Source organism: Providencia sp. PROV004, assembly GCF_011045615.1.
GTDB lineage: Bacteria > Pseudomonadota > Gammaproteobacteria > Enterobacterales > Enterobacteriaceae > Providencia > Providencia rettgeri.
Genome location: NZ_CP042859.1, coordinates 3,469,098 through 3,488,792 on the forward strand (window position 1 = coordinate 3,469,098; position 19,695 = coordinate 3,488,792).

At 40.5% G+C, this 19,695-nt stretch carries 14 protein-coding genes; 13 read left to right on the forward strand and 1 reads right to left on the reverse strand.

The annotated features are described in order from the left end of the window. Positions 1 to 10: 10 nt before the first annotated feature. From nrdE to emrB, 9 genes are all read left to right on the forward strand, one after another. The gene (nrdE, locus tag FVA69_RS15870; protein ID WP_109913214.1) at positions 11 to 2,143 is read left to right on the forward strand and encodes a class 1b ribonucleoside-diphosphate reductase subunit alpha; all 2,133 of its coding nucleotides are present in this window, start codon (positions 11 to 13) and stop codon (positions 2,141 to 2,143) included. A gap of 12 nt (positions 2,144 to 2,155) precedes the next feature. Then, a complete protein-coding gene (gene nrdF, locus FVA69_RS15875; protein WP_004908884.1) occupies positions 2,156 to 3,127 on the forward strand; it encodes a class 1b ribonucleoside-diphosphate reductase subunit beta in 972 nt (323 codons plus the stop codon). Between the two features lie 728 nt (positions 3,128 to 3,855). Then, positions 3,856 to 5,055 (forward strand): glycine betaine/L-proline ABC transporter ATP-binding protein ProV, encoded by a 1,200-nt coding sequence (gene proV / locus FVA69_RS15880; RefSeq protein WP_004908883.1) that lies wholly within the window; start codon positions 3,856 to 3,858, stop codon positions 5,053 to 5,055. Next, positions 5,048 to 6,223, forward strand: coding sequence for a glycine betaine/L-proline ABC transporter permease ProW (proW, locus tag FVA69_RS15885; RefSeq protein WP_164529095.1), 1,176 nt, complete (start codon positions 5,048 to 5,050; stop codon positions 6,221 to 6,223). The genes proV and proW overlap by 8 nt, the downstream gene beginning before the upstream one ends. 102 nt (positions 6,224 to 6,325) lie before the next feature. After that, complete coding sequence (gene proX, locus FVA69_RS15890) at positions 6,326 to 7,321, forward strand: glycine betaine/L-proline ABC transporter substrate-binding protein ProX (protein WP_109913278.1); 996 nt, start codon at positions 6,326 to 6,328, stop codon at positions 7,319 to 7,321. Positions 7,322 to 7,451: 130 nt separating this feature from the next. Continuing rightward, the gene (locus tag FVA69_RS15895) at positions 7,452 to 8,651 is read left to right on the forward strand and encodes an MFS transporter (protein WP_109913277.1); all 1,200 of its coding nucleotides are present in this window, start codon (positions 7,452 to 7,454) and stop codon (positions 8,649 to 8,651) included. Between the two features lie 663 nt (positions 8,652 to 9,314). Beyond that, the gene (gene mprA / locus FVA69_RS15900; protein WP_164529096.1) at positions 9,315 to 9,830 is read left to right on the forward strand and encodes a transcriptional repressor MprA; all 516 of its coding nucleotides are present in this window, start codon (positions 9,315 to 9,317) and stop codon (positions 9,828 to 9,830) included. Between the two features lie 216 nt (positions 9,831 to 10,046). After that, the gene (gene emrA / locus FVA69_RS15905) at positions 10,047 to 11,228 is read left to right on the forward strand and encodes a multidrug efflux MFS transporter periplasmic adaptor subunit EmrA (protein WP_109913275.1); all 1,182 of its coding nucleotides are present in this window, start codon (positions 10,047 to 10,049) and stop codon (positions 11,226 to 11,228) included. A gap of 53 nt (positions 11,229 to 11,281) precedes the next feature. Further along, positions 11,282 to 12,781, forward strand: coding sequence for a multidrug efflux MFS transporter permease subunit EmrB (gene emrB, locus FVA69_RS15910; RefSeq protein ID WP_231136594.1), 1,500 nt, complete (start codon positions 11,282 to 11,284; stop codon positions 12,779 to 12,781). Positions 12,782 to 12,932: 151 nt separating this feature from the next. Here emrB and FVA69_RS15915 read toward each other — a convergent pair whose 3' ends face one another. After that, the gene (locus FVA69_RS15915; protein WP_110731775.1) at positions 12,933 to 14,027 is read right to left on the reverse strand and encodes a tRNA/rRNA methyltransferase; all 1,095 of its coding nucleotides are present in this window, start codon (positions 14,025 to 14,027) and stop codon (positions 12,933 to 12,935) included. Between the two features lie 169 nt (positions 14,028 to 14,196). On the opposite strand from FVA69_RS15915, the gene FVA69_RS15920 reads away from it, so the two are divergent. The 4 genes from FVA69_RS15920 to FVA69_RS15935 all read left to right on the forward strand — a co-directional run bounded on the left by FVA69_RS15920 (position 14,197) and on the right by FVA69_RS15935 (position 19,687). Further along, positions 14,197 to 14,898 carry a tRNA-uridine aminocarboxypropyltransferase gene (locus tag FVA69_RS15920; RefSeq protein ID WP_109913272.1) on the forward strand — a complete coding sequence of 234 codons (702 nt, stop codon included), beginning with the start codon at positions 14,197 to 14,199 and terminating at the stop codon, positions 14,896 to 14,898. 228 nt (positions 14,899 to 15,126) lie between these two features. Continuing rightward, the gene (locus FVA69_RS15925) at positions 15,127 to 17,772 is read left to right on the forward strand and encodes a bifunctional acetate--CoA ligase family protein/GNAT family N-acetyltransferase (RefSeq protein WP_164529097.1); all 2,646 of its coding nucleotides are present in this window, start codon (positions 15,127 to 15,129) and stop codon (positions 17,770 to 17,772) included. Between the two features lie 159 nt (positions 17,773 to 17,931). Continuing rightward, on the forward strand, positions 17,932 to 19,287 hold the full coding sequence (gene pssA / locus FVA69_RS15930; protein ID WP_164529366.1) for a CDP-diacylglycerol--serine O-phosphatidyltransferase: 1,356 nt from the start codon (positions 17,932 to 17,934) through the stop codon (positions 19,285 to 19,287). Between the two features lie 67 nt (positions 19,288 to 19,354). Further along, on the forward strand, positions 19,355 to 19,687 hold the full coding sequence (locus FVA69_RS15935; RefSeq protein WP_184957451.1) for a YfiM family lipoprotein: 333 nt from the start codon (positions 19,355 to 19,357) through the stop codon (positions 19,685 to 19,687). The last annotated feature ends 8 nt before the right edge of the window (positions 19,688 to 19,695 follow it).

A 19,695-nucleotide genomic window follows, 5' to 3' on the forward strand; every position in this document is an offset into this window, starting at 1 on the left:
GTTATTCCAAATGGATAAAATGCAAAATATATCAGATGTGGATTATCATGCGCTCAATGCGATGTTGAATTTATATGATAACGAAGGCCGTATTCAATTTGATAAAGACAAAGAAGCGGCTCATCACTATTTTCGACAGCATGTGAACCAAAACACCGTATTTTTCCATGATTTAAAAGAAAAGTTAGACTTTTTAGTACAAGAAAACTATTACGAAAACAGTGTATTAGAACAATATAACTTTGAATTTATCAAAGCACTGTTTAAACAGGCATACGCACACAAATTTCGTTTTCAAACGTTTCTCGGTGCCTTTAAATATTATACTAGCTATACGCTGAAAACCTTTGATGGTAAACGCTACCTCGAACGCTATGAAGATCGCGTCTGTATGGTTGCTTTAACCCTTGCTCAAGGGGATGAATCCCTTGCTAAGTTGTATGTCGATGAAATTATTACAGGTCGTTTTCAACCTGCAACTCCCACCTTCCTTAACTGCGGTAAAAAACAACGTGGTGAGTTAATCTCTTGTTTTCTTTTAAGAATTGAAGACAACATGGAATCCATTGGTCGCTCAGTCAATTCTGCTTTGCAGTTATCCAAACGCGGGGGCGGTGTTGCCTTTTTAATGACCAATTTACGAGAGCAAGGTGCCCCAATAAAACTAATTGAAAATCAATCTTCTGGCGTTGTTCCTGTTATGAAAATGTTAGAAGATGCTTTTTCTTATGCCAACCAATTAGGCGCAAGGCAAGGTGCCGGTGCCGTTTATTTGCACGCTCACCACCCTGATATCATGCGTTTTCTTGATACGAAGCGTGAAAATGCAGATGAAAAAATACGGATTAAAACACTGTCTTTAGGGGTAGTTATTCCTGATATCACTTTCCAGCTAGCGAAAGATAACCAGGACATGTATTTGTTTTCACCATATGATGTTGAACGCACCTATGGTGTCCCTATGTCTGAAATCAGTGTGACAGACAAATACCATGAAATGGTCAATAACAAAGCGATAAAAAAATACAAAATTAATGCTCGGGAATTTTTCCAAACTTTAGCTGAAATCCAGTTTGAATCAGGATATCCGTATATTTTATTTGAAGATACCGCGAATCGAGCCAACCCTATCGCAGGGCGCATTAATATGAGCAATCTGTGCTCAGAAATACTGCAGGTTAATCGCCCTAGTGTTTATGAAGACGATTTAAGCTATCAACAAATTGGTAAAGATATTAGCTGTAATTTAGGCTCCATGAATATTGCTAAAACGATGGATTCACCGAATTTCGCTCAATCAATAGCGGCTGCCGTTAGAGCACTGAGTGCGGTTTCAGATATGAGTAACATTCGTTCTGTCCCTTCCATTGCCGAAGGTAACCGACAATCACATGCGATTGGGTTAGGGCAAATGAATTTACATGGCTACTTGGCAAGAGAACATATCTATTATGGTTCAGAAGAAGCGCTCGATTTCACCAATATCTATTTTTATGCCGTCACCTATTACGCATTAAAAACATCCAATCAATTAGCTATTGAAAGAAAAACTGCATTTGTTGGTTTTGAACATTCAACTTATGCCTCTGGTGATTATTTTGATAAATATATCAACAATATTTGGCTGCCAAAAACACAAGCCGTTCAGGAATTATTCCGACGTTCGGGTATCGAAATTCCAACTCGTGAAGACTGGCAAGCCTTAAAACAGTCTGTTATTACCTATGGAATTTATAACCAAAACTTGCAAGCGATACCTCCGACAGGGTCTATCTCTTATATCAATAATTCAACATCAAGCATTCACCCCATTGTTTCACGAATTGAAATTCGTAAAGAAGGTAAGATTGGTCGTGTCTACTACCCTGCGCCTTTCATGACGAATGAGAACTTGGAATATTACCAAGATGCTTACCAAATCGGGCCTGAAAAAATTATTGATACTTATGCCATGGCAACTCAGCACGTTGACCAAGGTTTATCTTTGACTCTATTTTTTAAAGATGATGCCACCACGCGAGATATTAACCGAGCGCAAATATATGCTTGGCGAAAAGGAATCAAGACATTGTATTACATCCGATTACGCCAAACTGCCCTCGAAGGAACTGAAGTCGAAGGCTGCGTATCTTGCACTTTGTAATAGGAAAATATTATGACCACCAGCACATCTAGCACACCAGTAAAAGCCATTAACTGGAACCGTATTCAGGATGATAAAGACTTAGAAGTATGGAACCGATTAACAAGTAATTTTTGGCTTCCCGAAAAAGTGCCATTATCTAATGATATTCCTTCTTGGAATACTTTAACTGCTGCAGAAAAACAGCTAACAATACGTGTATTTACTGGCCTTACCCTGCTAGATACGATTCAAAATACAGTGGGTGCGCCTTGCTTAATGCCAGATGCACAAACACCTCACGAAGAAGCCGTTTTATCGAACATTAGCTTTATGGAAGCAGTACATGCGCGCTCTTATAGCTCAATATTTTCAACTCTCTGTTCAACGATTGATGTTGATGATGCATACCGCTGGAGTGAAGAAAATATTGCATTACAGAATAAAGCTAAGATCATCCTATCTTACTATTGTGATTCACACCCTTTAAAGAAAAAGATCGCAAGTGTCTTTTTAGAATCATTTTTGTTTTATTCGGGTTTCTATTTACCAATGTATTGGTCAAGTAGAGGAAAGTTAACCAATACCGCAGATCTTATACGTTTAATTATTCGAGATGAAGCCATACACGGCTATTATATTGGCTATAAATTTCAAAAGTCATTATCCCAATATGATGAGAATACTCAGAAAGAAATTAAGGATTTTGCTTTTTCATTATTATTCGATTTATATGAAAATGAAGTGAAATATACACAAGAACTTTATGACACAGTAGGTTGGTCGGAAGATGTCAAAAAATTCCTTCATTACAATGCCAATAAAGCATTAATGAATTTAGGTTATGAAGCCTTATTTCCTGATACCGTCACCGATGTAAGTGCAGCGATATTATCGGCTTTATCTCCTGATGCAAATGAAAATCATGATTTCTTTTCGGGCTCCGGTTCATCTTATATTATTGGTAAAGCAGTCAGTACCGAAGATGATGACTGGAACTTCTAATTGAACTGTTAATTTAATTTATCAATAAGAATCACTCACAACCAAATCCATACCATGATGAATTATAATAATTTTATTTGTCATGGTATTTTTTCGCTCAAAAAACAGCCGAATTAATTCGTTTTTTATATGTATATCTGTTTAATTGCTCATTTTTAATGAGTTAATCTGGCAATAATTTTTAATTCAATCAATTATCACCTTATTTTACATAAATTTATTTAATGAATTTGATATTAATTTCTATTTTTTCATCTATCAACCAAGCATTTATTCCACATAAAAATCGAATAAAATCGGCAACTCGCATATTGATTAAATTAGTGTGAATTATTTTCAATTAAATTCAATCCCACCAGTAAGTTAACTTTAATATAGAAACTATAAAAGCTATCATCATATAACTTAACATCGTTTTTATTTACATTAATCGCATCACATTTCATCTCTATTATTTTTGATTAATTATACTTAACCTAGGGTTGTCAGCTGATTTTATTATGCTAGGGTTTATTGCTTGCAAATTTTACTAATAACTCAAATGGAGAAATTTGAATTTAATCCATAATTAACTAACCCATTAAACCGAATATAGGAATCTCTGCCCTAATAATTTTCAAAGGATAATCATAGATAGGAAACATAATGTTAACTATCACTATAGAATTCATCACTTTCAATATAGGTAATTTGTCTTCCTTGTTGATTGAAAATTGGGTAAATAATATATGGCAATAAAATTACAAGTTAAAAATTTATATAAAATATTTGGGGACAATCCTGATCAAGCATTTAAGCTATTAGAGTCAGGTATGAATAAAGATGATATCTTTGAAAAAACAGGCCTTACCGTAGGTGTTCAAGATGTTAATCTGACGATTGAAGAAGGCGAAATCTTTGTTGTCATGGGACTTTCTGGCTCAGGAAAATCGACCTTGGTGCGCCTCCTCAATCGCCTGATCGAACCGACCAGCGGGCAAGTCATGATAGATGGAGAGGATATTTCCAATATTTCAGACAAAGCACTGCGCGAAGTTAGGCGAACAAAAATTAGTATGGTGTTTCAATCCTTTGCGCTGATGCCACATATGAACGTGATCGATAACACTGCTTTTGGTATGGAACTTTCTGGCATTCCAAAAGAAGAACGCCATAAGAAAGCCATGAGTGCGCTTGAGCAAGTTAATCTTGAAAAATGGGCTAATTCATACCCAGATGAGCTCTCTGGTGGGATGCGTCAACGTATCGGGTTAGCCAGAGCGCTAGCTAATGACCCTGATATTCTGTTAATGGACGAAGCGTTCTCCGCTCTCGACCCACTCATTCGTACTGAAATGCAAGATGAATTGCTATCCTTACAAGGGGATAAACAACGCACGATTGTCTTTATTTCTCATGATCTTGATGAAGCTATGAGAATTGGCGACCGTATTGCCATTATGCAAGGAGGCGTTGTCGTTCAAGTCGGCACACCTGATGAAATTCTCAATAATCCAGCAAATGACTATGTTAAGACCTTCTTCCGCGGTGTAGATATCAGCCAAGTATTCAGTGCTAAGGACATTGCACGCAGACGGCCTAATGCACTATTGCATATCGCACCGGGTTTTGGCCCTCGTTCAGCGCTAAAAGTCCTCAACGATGAAGACCGCTATCACGGTTATTTAATTTCTCGAGGACATACCTTTGCCGGTGTGGTTTCTGTTGAATCCTTAGAAAAAGCACTCCATGAAAAAGCTGGTATTGAAGCTGCAATATTAACTGATATCGAGCCAATTCAAGGTGATACATCCTTAAATGAAGTTATTTCTACCGTGGCACAAGCCCCTTGTGCTGTTCCGGTTATTAACGAAAAAAACCGCTATTTGGGCGTAATTTCAAAAGGAATGCTGTTACAGGCGCTGGATAAGGAGACACCAAATGAGTAAGCAGAATCAAGAAGCAACGAATACCCAACAAGACCCGTGGGCGGATACTGAAGCCACGAATACGCCAACACAAGGTACTGAGAATATACCGGCGGATGCCCCATGGGCAGCAACAAGCTCTAGCGAAATAAATACCGCTGGGGATGATCCTTGGGGAAATGCATCAGACACAACCACACCTGCTGACACCAGTTCAAGTGATTGGCTTGATGCCACTCCAACAGATAGCATCATCCCCGATCAGTTTAATATTATGGATCCCTTCCAGCACACACTGATCCCTCTTGATTCATGGGTTGCGCATGCTATCGATTGGGTAGTACTTAACTTTCGTCCTGTATTCCAAGGGATTCGTGCCCCCATTGATTTTATTCTAAGTGGGTTTGAACAATTTCTCACCTCACTACCGTCCCCTGTTGCCATTATCATTTTCGCATTACTCGCTTGGCAATTAGCAGGACGCGCGATGGGGGTGGCCACATTTGTTTCGATGATAGCCATCGGAGCAATTGGTGCTTGGTCAGAAGCCATGGTGACTCTGTCTCTGGTTCTCACTTCTTTGCTGTTTTGTATTGTCATAGGATTGCCTCTGGGTATTTGGCTGGCACGTAGTGATAGAGCCGCTAAAGTTATTCGTCCATTACTTGATGCGATGCAAACCACACCAGCATTCGTCTATTTAGTCCCGATTGTTATGTTATTTGGTATCGGTAATGTACCTGGTGTTGTCGTCACTATTATATTTGCTTTACCGCCCATCATTCGTTTGACCATTTTAGGGATCAAACAAGTTCCAGCTGATTTAATTGAAGCCGCTGAATCATTTGGTGCAAGCCCTCGCCAAATGTTGTTTAAAGTGCAATTACCATTAGCGATGCCAACCATTATGGCTGGGGTCAACCAAACCTTGATGTTAGCACTGTCAATGGTCGTTATCGCTTCAATGATTGCTGTTGGGGGCTTAGGCCAAATGGTCTTACGGGGTATTGGTCGACTTGATATGGGGCTCGCATCTGTCGGAGGGGTCGGTATTGTTATTCTAGCTATCATCTTAGACCGTTTTACCCAATCTTTAGGGCAAGATACTCGTGGCAAAACATCATGCCGCTGGTACCAAAAAGGGCCTATTGGGTTAGTTATGCGCCCATTTTGTAAAAAAAACCATTAATCAAAACATCCTCCATTCACCTGAGTGCCATTCATATGGCACCTAACTTGGCACTTAGCATGAAAGCCAAGCTCGCTGCGAAAAAACAGAGGGAACAATATAATGAAACATAAAATCATTCTTGCATCTGCACTAACAGCCATGTTTGCCGTTCCATTTGCCGGTGCTAACGACCTGCCGGGTAAAGGAATCAAAATTAACCCAGTGCAAAGCACGATCAGTGAAGAAACATTCCAAACACTGATTGTGGCGAAAGCCCTTGAAGAACTTGGCTATGATGTTCAGCCTATCAAAGAAGTCGACTATAACGTAGCTTACGCATCCATTGCGAACGGCGATGCGACTTACCTAGCCACCAGCTGGGTTCCTTTACATAACGCACAATATGACGCTGCTGGCGGCGATAATGTATTCTATCGTCAAGGGAATTATGTTGTTAATGCGGCTCAAGGCTACCTCATCGACAAAAAAACGGCTGAAAAATACAATATTACCAATGTTGAACAACTCAAAGATCCTAAAATTGCCAAGCTCTTTGATTCAAATGGCAATGGTAAAGCGGATTTAACGGGATGCAACCCAGGTTGGGGCTGTGAAGCGGCCATCAATAACCATTTAAAAGCCTATGACCTAGAAAAAACGGTCGACCATAACCAAGGTAACTATGCGGCGATGATGGCTGACACCATTACCCGATATAAAGAAGGTAAGCCTATTTTATATTATACGTGGACGCCTTATTGGATAAGTGATGTCCTCAAGCCGGGTCGTGATGTAGTTTGGTTAGAAGTGCCATTCTCTTCAATGCCAAATGGTGAAAAAACAGACACCACATTACCTAACGGAAAAAATTATGGTTTCCCACCAAATACCATGCATATCGTCGCCAATAAAAAATGGGCTGCGGATAACCCAGCAGCAGCAAAATTATTTGAAGTGATGAAGCTACCTATTGCCGATATCAATGCACAGAACTTAAGAATGCATAACGGTGAAGCCTCACAATCGGATATTCAACGCCACACAAATGCGTGGATCAAAGCCCATCAATCCACTTTTGATGGTTGGGTAAAGGAAGCGCAAGCAGCCGCTAAGTAAAAATAAACAAACCGATTAATAACCTCAGCCACCCTAACCGGTGGCTTTTTTGCATCAATGACAAAAAGAAATAAACCAAGGTAATAAATTTTGTTTATAGTAGTCACCTAGCTAATAATAGGTAATCCTCATGAAACAGACCCAAACTGCAGAGCTGACAACGGGCCTCACTATTTTAATGGCCATTGCCACAGGCCTTGTCGTTGCCAGTAATTACTATGCTCAACCGCTTTTAGAGACCATTGCGGGGCAGTTTAATTTAACAACCAATATGGCTGGGTTTATTGTCACCGCCGCCCAACTCGGTTATGCCGCAGGTTTACTATTTTTAGTCCCTTTGGGCGACTTATTTGAGCGTAAACGCTTAATTTTAACCATGACCTTTCTTTCTGCATTAGGGTTATTAATTACAGCGCTTTCAAATAATATTTGGCAAATCCTTTTAGGTACCGCCCTTACAGGGCTATTTTCTGTTGTTGCACAAGTTCTGATCCCTCTCGCGGCATCTATTGCTAAGCCACATAAACGAGGCAAAGCGGTAGGAATGATTATGAGTGGTTTATTGCTAGGTATTTTACTTGCGAGAACTGTATCGGGTGCTGTTGCTATGGTCGGTGGCTGGCGTGCTATCTATTGGGTGGCCTTTGCGCTATTGATGCTATTAATGATTGTTCTAGCCATTAAACTTCCACGTTATCATCAAAAAACTAACTTAAACTACTTTCAGCTGATTTGCTCTATTGGCCGGCTATTTTTCGGCACTCCAGTGCTCGCGGTACGCGCTTCTCTCGGTGCACTATCATTTGCTAATTTTGGTTTACTTTGGACCGCAATGGCTTTCTTGTTAGCCAGCCCGCCATTCAATTATTCCGAAGGGACTATTGGTTTATTTGGCTTAGTCGGTGCTGCAGGTGCACTTATGGCTTCCCAAGCAGGGCATCTTGTCGATAAAGGAAAAGGAAAGCGCATTACGACTATTGGATTGGTATTATTGCTATTGTCCTGGATACCTATCGGCTTAGCTAAATATTCCCTCGTTGCATTTATCATTGGTGTATTAGTGTTAGACCTTGCAGTGCAAGCCGTCCATGTCACTAGTCAGAGTACGTTATATCGTATATTACCAGAAGCTCGTAACCGCCTAACCGCTGGCTATATGACCAGTTATTTTATTGGAGGCGCTCTAGGGTCTCTCCTTTCAGGTTATGCCTATGAACATGCGGGTTGGGAGGGTGTTGCGGTTGCAGGTGCAATCTTGACCACCATAAGTTTAATTATTTGGTCTATAGGGATTCGCTTTGATCCCGTCATCACCACAACTGATGACTAAATATGACTCATACCGATATCAATACGTTTTTAGATAAAAATTAACGAGCCCACACATCAATATATAAAAAGTTATAATGCATTAAAAATATACGGTTCAATTTTATCCATCCAATACGTTGAATATTGAATAAATAAACAGCCCATCACAGAACTGATAGTTATCAACTGTAATAGTAAACAAAGTAAATATTAGTGAATGACACAGTTAAACAAATACAATGACTCGATAAAAAGGTAGTATTCCTGTTAATAAATTAAATTACTGTTTCATCAAATAATGTTTTAATTATACAAAAATAAGTAATTACACCTACACATTGAAAATATCTATCTAACTTGTAATTATTGGGTAACAAAAAAAATGGTATTGAGTTAATGTCATGTGATTATATATTGTTTTGTATGATTGGAATTAGCCTTTAATTTAGTATTAGGTTGGTTGTTTTATAGTCAAAATTAACGCACTCTGAGTGAAATAGTCGATAGGCTATGCTAAAACTGGCGAATTACATTCATAAAATTTATGAATCATGTATCATTATCAAAATAAAATCGGCGATATTAATTAAGTATAATTGCTAATTCTATCTTTTAATATACCATTTAGATGGTTGATGACAGTTGTAATCTTACCAACTGAAACTAATAAGGTATCCCAATAATGGAAAGTTCATTTACACCGACTGAAGAGCTACTCAATGCTCGTGTAGAACAACAAGATTCACATGAAAGTCCTATTCCGTATCAAGAAATTCTGCTAACACGCTTATGCATGCATGTTCATGGAAAATTACTTGAAACTCGGAATAATATGTTAAGGTCTCAAGGTATCAATGAAACACTGTTTATGGCACTCATGATCCTTGATACAAAAGACTCCCGCAGTATTCAGCCATCTGAACTCAGTGCTGCTCTTGGTTCCTCAAGAACCAATGCGACACGAATTGCAGATGAACTGGAAAAAAATGGTTGGATTGAACGCAAAGAAAGTCACAACGATAGACGTTGCCTTCATCTACACCTCACAGAAAAAGGGACTGAATTTTTAAATGGTCTATTGCCACCTCAACACAGCGCATTAATTGATATTTGGTCTGTTTTAGATACTGATGAAAAACAACAGCTTGACACGCTGATGCGTAAATTACTGACAAAACTAGATACTATAAAATATTGACCACAGAAATTGTAAGGTTAATGTATTTGAGCCATTCTTTAGCTCAAAGCTGAAAAAATACTTTTCAGCCAATAATATTTCATTATCCTTTCAGCCTTATGCTTTACGATATCCCATCAAACAGCAAAATCATTTGTAGTCTCAGTTTCCAGTGGTTAATACCTAACTACTGGAAACAACCGTGATCCTTATCCATAGAAGTGGAGAAATACGAGTATGAGTTCCCCTGAGGAAATGCAACAAACGCAAACTCCCCAACGAAATAAAAAAAGACAACGCAAAAGTGCGCTTATCTTTTTGACTCTATTATTTATTATTATAGGCGTTGGCTGGGTGGTCTACTGGTATCTCGTTCTTCGCCACTATGAATCAACTGACAACGCTTATGTCGCGGGTAACCAAGTACAAATACAATCCCAAGTTTCTGGGAGCGTTATGACAGTCAATGTGGATAATACCGATTTCGTGACAAGTGGAACTGTTTTGGTTGAACTAGACCCACGTGATGCAGAATTAACACTCGATAAAGCAAAAACAGAATTAGCGAACAGTGTACGCCAGACTCGCCAGCACATGGTTAATAGCCGCCAGCTACAAGCCAATATTGACGTAAAACGGTCTGAATTAAACCGCTTACAGAATGATTTAAAACGTCGCGAAGTTTTAGGCAGTAGCCATGTCATCGGTAAAGAAGAACTACAACACGCGAGAGAAGCCGTTGTCAGTGCAAAAGCAGCATTAGACATGGCAATAGAACAATATAATGCTAATCAAGCCATTGTTTTGAATACCGCAATTGAAAAACAACCCGCAGTAGAACAGGCCGCGACACAAGTTAGAAACGCTTGGCTCACCCTACAACGGACAAAAATCGTCAGCCCTGTTGATGGCTATGTTTCACGTCGCAGTGTGCAAGTGGGTTCACAAATTACCCCTTCAACACCATTAATGGCCATTGTCCCTTCCAATGGTATGTGGATTGATGCGAACTTTAAAGAAACACAACTTGCGGACATGCGTATCGGCCAACCCGCGAAAGTCACGACTGATTTTTACGGTAAAGATATCGTGTTTAACGGTACTGTCGTTGGGCTTGATATGGGAACAGGTAGCGCATTCTCTTTATTACCTGCACAAAATGCCAGTGGTAACTGGATCAAGGTAGTCCAACGCCTCCCCGTGCGTATTGCCTTAGATGAAACTCAGCTTGAAGAGCATCCACTACGTATCGGTTTATCCACCGAAGTTACGGTTGATACATTAGATAAAAACGGCAAAGTGCTTTCTAAAGGGATGCGCGCTACTCCTGCTTATCATACTGCTGCATTAGCTGTGGATATGTCTCCTGCAGACAAAATAGTTACTGAGATAATTAATAATAACCTAGAGAATCAATAGGTGGAGGTGCAATCGTGACGACAGCACCTTTAACGGGATCTAAACTCGCATGGATGACGATTGCCCTTTCATTGGCAACATTTATGCAAGTTCTTGATTCTACAATTGCTAACGTAGCTATCCCGACCATTGCTGGAAATTTAGGGGCTTCCAATTCACAAGGAACATGGGTAATAACCTCTTTCGGTGTTGCTAATGCAATTTCCATCCCTGTTACTGGTTGGTTAGCGCGTAGAATCGGTGAAGTCAGGCTATTTTTATGGTCCACTGGCTTGTTCGCTTTAACTTCATGGCTGTGCGGTATTTCTGGCAGCCTAGAGATGTTGATCTTATTTCGTGTTTTACAAGGTTTAGTCGCAGGGCCTCTCATTCCTTTGTCTCAAAGCCTACTGCTTAATAATTATCCTCCTGCCAAGCGCAACATGGCCCTCGCCCTTTGGTCAATGACTATCGTTATTGCACCTATTTGCGGACCGATTCTTGGTGGTTATATTAGTGATAATTACCATTGGGGCTGGATATTTTTTATCAATGTGCCATTTAGTATTGCAATCATCTTTGCCATCATGCGTACCTTAAAAGGCCGTGAAACTAAAATATCTATTCAGCGTATTGATACTATTGGTTTGGTACTATTGGTTGTCGGTATTGGTGCTTTACAAATCATGCTTGACCAAGGCAAAGAGCTGGATTGGTTTAACTCGACTGAAATTATCGTCCTAACCGTTATTGCCGTTGTCGCTATCGCCTTCTTAATTGTCTGGGAACTCACCGATGACCATCCCGTCATCGACTTATCCCTGTTTAAAGAACGCAATTTTACGATTGGCTGTTTATCCCTAAGTTTGGCTTACATGCTCTATTTCGGGACGATTGTACTACTGCCGCAATTGCTACAAGAGGTTTATGGCTATACTGCGACCTGGGCAGGGCTAGCCTCTGCTCCTGTAGGGTTATTACCGCTACTGATTACGCCAATTATAGGGCGTTTTGGTAACCGAATTGATATGCGTTATTTAGTGACATTCAGCTTTATTATCTATGCAGTTTGTTACTATTGGCGTGCTTATACATTCGAACCTGGAATGAGTTTTGCCGAGGCCGCTTGGCCGCAATTTGTGCAAGGTTTAGCTATCGCTTGTTTCTTTATGCCTTTGACAACCATTACATTATCTGGCCTACCACCAGAAAAAATGGCCTCTGCATCCAGTTTATCTAACTTCACTCGTACCTTAGCTGGAGCCATCGGGACATCAATCACAACGACCATGTGGACCCAAAGAGAGTCAATGCATCATGAAAACCTCACTGAATTTGTTAACCCATACAACCCAAATGCCCAACAGATGTACAGCGAGCTGGCAAAAATTGGTATGAATGAGCAGCAAAGTTCGGCATACCTCGCTAAAACGATCACTGACCAAGGACTGATTATGTCAGCAAATGAGATATTTTGGCTCTCAGCTGGAATTTTCATCCTACTAATGGTCATTGTCTGGTTCGCTAAGCCACCATTTGGGGCAGGTTCGAAAGACGGCGGTGGTGCTCATTAATCAGCCCAACCCCATATAATTTTATGGGAGGCTATTGGCAAAATACTCTTACTGATTCAGTAAGTTGTCTTCATGACAGAAATAAAAAAGCCATACAACTGGGATATGCATCCTTTATGTATGGCTTTATTTTTCTTATAAAACGTAAGGATTATTTAACTTGGTTTTGTTGCCACCACTGGGCCAACATAATTCCCGTTGCAACAGAGACATTCAAGCTTTCCACTTTACCTGTTCCACCGATATACAAACTCATATCGCCTTGATCCCACGTACTATCACTTAAACCATCACTCTCTTGGCCTAAAACTAGTACCATTTTGGCGGGTAACTTCGCTTTTGCGAGATCTTGACTGCCTTTATGGCTGGAAGTCGTCACAATGGTGTAGCCTGCTTTACGGAATTTATCCAAAGTGTCAGTCAGCCCATCAGCATCAATCGCCTTAATATGCTCAGCCCCACCTTCTGCGGTACGAATTGCTGCACCTGACTCCAACATGCCAGCATCTTGTAAAATAACGCCTTTTACGCCAAAGTGGGCACAACTACGCATCATTCCACCTAGATTATGTGGATTCCCCACATCTTCAAGTGCCAATACGCAATCTTTTTCTGCGGCTTGTTGTAAATACGCATCCGCACTCATTCCACCACGTTTTTTGATGATAAAACAGACACCACCATGATGTTCGGTTCCTGATGCTTTCGATAACTCTTCGTCATCTACCACGTGGTAAGCCTTGCGATTTGCCGCCATCCATTTTAACGCGTCTCGAAAACGCGGCGTAACGGATTGTAAGAACCATGCACGAACAATCGCATCAGGGCGGTTTTTAAACATAGCTTGGCAGGCATTCTCACCATAGATACGAGTTTCTTCCTGGCGCTGCTTACGTAGTTGTTCAGGATCTATTTGACTCTTGCCAACAATTCCGCCGTGGTCATTCGCTAATTCTTCGCTATCTGGCTTTGAAACAGTGCGCCATGGCGAACGTTCACGAGATACCTCATTTCGGTTATCGGAGCGACGCCCTTCACGACTTCCTTCAGGGCGATTTGAGCGGCCACCACGATCTTGACGGGCCCCCTCTCGTCTATCGCCACCACGCTTGTCATTACCACGCCTATCGTCACGGCCACCGCCTCGGCGTTTGTCATTACCTTTATTATTGTCCTGCTCTTCACTGCGGACATACATCACTTTTACTTTGCCGTTTTTACCACTAAAATCATTCGAGTCGTTCATCACTATCCCCTACTAAGCTATGGCGCGAAGATTACATGATGTTGCATGGCTACGCTACCGATTCACACTATTATCTCATCTAAAAGTTATTGAATATACTTCTATCGCATAGAAATCGTTTTGCGTACAATATGTGCCTTCATTTTAGACCTAAAAAATATCACTCAACATGACTTCGAATGCCGTTTATCACTTGCGTCAACAGCGCCTCGCATTATCAACTAAACCATTTAAAGCGCGAGGCTGCCGAGTAAAACGTTGCCAATATTGCTTGTTACCTATCCCACAATGCCTGTGCCAAGATACCGTATCGTCACAAGCAAAAAGTCAATTCTGCTTGATTATGTTTGATGGTGAAGTATTTAAGCCAAGTAATACGGGAAAATTGATTGCGGATGTTTTGCCCAACACTTTGGCCTTTCAGTGGTCAAGGACAGAGCCTGATGCGCAGCTACTGGCAGCATTACAAGACACCACAAGGCAACCTTACCTCATTTTCCCAGAAAGCTACGCTCAAAATGAACGCGTCGTAGTCAACGAGCCTACTTTGTCGGATAAACCCGCTTTATTTATTTTACTCGATGGGACCTGGCCAGAAGCACGTAAAATGTTTCGGAAAAGCCCTTATCTTAATGATATTCCAATGCTTTCAATTAATACCAAAGCAAGGAGTGATTACTTACTACGTACACCATCAAGGGAAGAGCAACATTGTACCGCTGAAGTTGCAGCTACCGTTTTAGAATTAGCGGGAGATTTAAACGCTTCACAACAACTCTTTAGCCATTTCAATTTGTTCCGTCAAAAATACCTTGAAGGAAAGCCGCATCACCCTATCGCACAGATGCTACTCACTGAATCTCATCTCTAACTATTTATTGGTACTATTTTTCTCTTTCTTTTCGAGCCTAGTACCATTAAATGATAACTTTTAGATAATCGAGCTGATAAAACGTGAACGTGCTTGTATAAATTAATTAAACTCACCAGATAAACTAGCGCAATCGCAAAGATAAGGCATAGTATTCATAAGTATCACTCAGCCACTTTTTACCTATTGAACGCTTATCTCGTTCAGCAAAGCAAAGGGTTATCAACTATGGGTTTAGTCAGTCAGTTAGAATCTTTATTCAGGCCAAAGTCTATCGTTGTCGTTGGAGCATCTGAAAATCCTGGCCGTGCAGGTTCGGTGATGATGAAAAACCTACTTACCAGCGGCTTTAAAGGCCCTATTTTACCTGTTAACCCAAACCGAAACTCTGTCCTTGGCGTACTTGCTTATCCTTCCATAGATAAATTGCCACTCAAACCCGACCTTGCCGTTATCTGCACGCATTACTCACGTAATATCGCCTGTTTACAGCAATTAGGGGAAGCCGGCTGTAAAGTGGTTATTATTTTATCATCCCCTTCCATTCAGTTTAATGAATTAAAAAAAGTCGCCCAGCAATATCAAATTCGCCTATTAGGCCCGAATAGCCTCGGTTTTCTCGCCCCATGGCAAGGATTGAATGCCAGTTTCTCCCCGATTCCAATCTTAAAAGGGAAACTCGCGTTTATCTCACAATCTGCTGCTGTATCAAATACCGTTCTGGATTGGGCAAGGCACCGAGACATCGGTTTTTCTTATTTTATTGCCCTTGGTGATAGCATCGATATTGATATTGACGATTTACTCGATTATTTAGCCCGTGATAGCAAAACCAGTGCCATTTTGCTGTATCTCGAAAGTATTAGTGATGCGCGACGTTTCTTATCCTCATCTCGCAGTGCTTCACGTAATAAACCTATATTAGTAATAAAAAGCGGTCGAACCCGCAAAGCACAAGAACTTCTAGGCGATAAACCGAGCCTAGATGCCGCTTATGACGCCGCTATCCAACGTGCTGGGCTACTTCGCGTGCAAGATACTCACGAAATGTTTTCTGCGGTTGAAACATTAAGCTATATGACACCATTACGCGGTGAACGCCTCTCTATTATGAGCAACGGTTCTGCACCCGCAGCGATGGCATTAGACGAACTTCTCTTGCGTAGTGGCAAACTTGCAACGTTAAGTGTTGAAACAGAAAATGAATTAAGCTCCCTGTTACCCCTTGATTTATCGACGAAAAACCCGATTGACTTGGGGGATGATTCCACTGTTGAGCGCTACATCAATGTACTGAACAAAATGCTCGACAGCCACGACCATGACGCTTTATTGCTTATCCACACTCCCAGTGCGATAACGGAAAGTAAAGCCATGGCAGAAAAAATTATTAAAACGATTAAGCAGCACCCACGAGGGAAATGGCTAACCATCTTAACCAACTGGTGTGGAGAATATTCATCTCAAGAATCTCGCAGGCTATTTAGTGAAGCAGGGATCCCAACCTACCGTACTCCAGAAGGGGCAATCACAGCATACATGCATATGGTGGAATATCGCCGTAACCAAAAACAACTCAAAGAAACTCCGGCTTTACCTATTGGTATTACAGCGAATACTCAACAAGCTCATGAATATATTCAACAAGCACTGGAAAATAATAAGCTACACTTGGATACACATGAAGTTCAACCTATTTTAAAAGCCTACGGGTTAAATAGCTTACCCACATGGATAGCACACTCTAGTAATGAAGCCATTGAAATTGCAGAAAAAATTGGCTATCCCGTCGCCTTGAAATTACGCTCTCCTGATATTGTTCATAAGTCAGAAGTACAAGGGGTCATGCTCTATTTACGCAATGCTAAAGAGGTAGAAGATGCAGCTAAAGCGATTATGGAACGTGTTTCAACAAATTTCCCTAATGCACGAATTGAAGGCCTGTTGGTACAAAGTATGGCCAATCGAGCTGGCGCTCAAGAACTCAGAATCGCTGTTGAGCTAGACCCTGTTTTTGGCCCTCTCATCATGTTAGGAGAAGGTGGTATTGAGTGGCAACAAGAGAGCCAAGCTGCTGTCGCTCTTCCCCCGCTAAATATGGCTTTAGCTCGCTACCAAGTTATCAATGCCATCAAAAGTTACAAAATCAAATCTCGAAGTGCTTTAGAACCTTTAAATATCATAGGGTTGTCAGCTTTATTAGTGCGCGTTTCAAATTTAATTATTGATTGCCCAAATATTACAAGGTTAGACATTCACCCATTACTTGCCTCAGGGGATGAATTCACTTTACTTGATGTCTCCATGACTCTAAGCCCAACAGATGATGCAACAACATCTAGGCTGGCAATTCGCCCTTACCCTAGTGAACTCGAAGAAACGATTCATTTAAAAGAAGACCTTACCTGTTTACTACGTCCGATCCTCCCTGAAGATGAGCCTTTGCTAAAATCCTTTATAGAACAAGTTACTAAAGAGGATCTTTATTATCGTTACTTTAGCGAAATTAGTGAGTTTACCCATGATGATCTCGCCAATATGACTCAGATTGATTATGATCGGGAAATGGCTTTTGTTGCGGTAAGAAACCCCAATACAGCTCCTGAAATTATAGGTGTAACACGGGCTATGGCGGATCCTGATAACCAAGAAGCTGAATTTGCAGTACTGGTTCGTTCCGACATGAAGGGGCAAACGCTCGGTTATCAACTGATGCAAAAGTTACTTAACTATACTCGGAGCCACGGCATTAAAAAACTGACGGCAATAACCATGCCTGAAAACCGTAATATGATTAGCCTAGCGAAAAAACTCGGCTTTGAAATTGACGTTCAGTTTGAAGATGGAGTAGTTAATCTGACACTGCACTTATAGAAATATCCAAGAATACGGCTCAACTTGTATAGTAATTAAACAAGTCGTCAATTTATACTAAATGGTTTGGCTAAATATGCTATCATCCATAGATCATTCGCTTAAAAATGTGCGCAAAGCGAGTTGCTATTAGACTAATAAGAGAAAATTCACACTGTGATGTTGTCAAAATTAAAACAAGCAAAACATCAACAATATTTGGTCAGTTTGCCAAAACTATCTCAAGAAATTGCTGATGTAAAAACGCTATATAAGACAGAAGATTTTCGTGATGAACTGCTTAAACAAATCTCTCAGGCTCAAAATACTATCTACATAACGGCTTTGTATTTAGAGAAAGACGATGCAGGTAAAGACGTACTTCATGCTCTATATGCTGCAAAACAAGCTAATACATCATTGGATATCAAAATTCTCGTAGACTGGCACCGTGCTCAACGAGGCCGGATAGGGGCTGCTGCAAATGCCACAAACGCCGATTGGTATTACGATGTTGCAAAACATTACCCTGAAATTGAAATTCCTATCTACGGTATTCCTGTAAATACACGGGAAGCACTAGGTGTTCTGCACCTAAAAGGCTTTTTATTTGATGATACTCTGCTCTATAGCGGTGCAAGTATTAATGACGTCTATTTACAGCGTCATAATAAATACCGTTATGACCGTTATCACCTTATCAAAAACAGCCAACTTACCGCATCAATGAAAAAATTTATTGATGACGCATTACTACAGTCTGATGCCATTCATCTATTAAATACACCGAATCGGCCAAAAACAGCTGAGTTTAAGCACCTAATTAAGCAATTTCGTTTGGGCTTACGGGGAGCGTCCTATCAATTTTCAGGAAACGCATCAAATGATGAGTTGTCTGTCACTCCCTTTGTTGGCCTCGGCAAGAAAAACGATTTAAACCGTGTTATCACTCATTTAATGGGTGCAACAAATAATAAACTAACAATCTGCACGCCTTATTTTAATTTACCTGCGGTGTTAGTCAGAGTTATTATTCGGTTACTCCGTGATGGCAAACAAGTAGAAATTATCATTGGCGACAAAACTGCCAATGACTTCTACATCCCACCTGAAGAACCCTTTAAAATAATTGGTGCGTTACCATACCTTTATGAGATCAATCTGCGCCGCTTTGTTAGTCGCTTGCAACGCTTTATTGATAGCCAGCAGTTAACAGTTAGGCTCTGGAAAGACGCAGACAATACCTATCATCTAAAGGGAATGTGGGTTGATAATCACTGGCAATTGATCACGGGTAACAACTTAAACCCACGCGCTTGGGGGTTAGATCTTGAAAACGCAGTATTAATTCACGACCCAAAACAACAGTTGCAAGAGCAACGCAATCACGAGCTAGAGTGTATTCGAACTCATACTAAGGTTGTTAGCCATTTTCGTGAATTAGACAGTATTCAAACCTATCCTGTTAAAGTGAAAAAATTAATCCGACGTCTACGTCGAATACGAGTGGATCGGTTAATTAGTCGGATTTTATAATACATCTCAATTTAGCGTCACTTAAGTGACGCTTTTTACATTCATCATCTGGATAATGATACCTAATATGTTTAAGCCATTAATTTTTAGCTTACTTATATTTTCCATCACAGGATGCAGTGGTTTTCATTGGTCCAATGACAATTGGCAAGGCAAAGATAAAGCACAACATTTTGCATTTTCAGCCGCTATGGCTGCATCGGGTAACGCTTATGCAGACAAACAAAATATACAACACCGCGATGCTGCCATATTCGGTATTCTATTCTCAGTTTCTCTTGGCGCAGCAAAAGAGCTTTATGACAGCAGGCCTGCTGGTACGGGGTGGAGTTGGCATGATTTTGCCTATGATGTTGCAGGGTCAATAGCGGGTTATAGTTTATATCAGTCCTTAAAGTAACCCTCTCC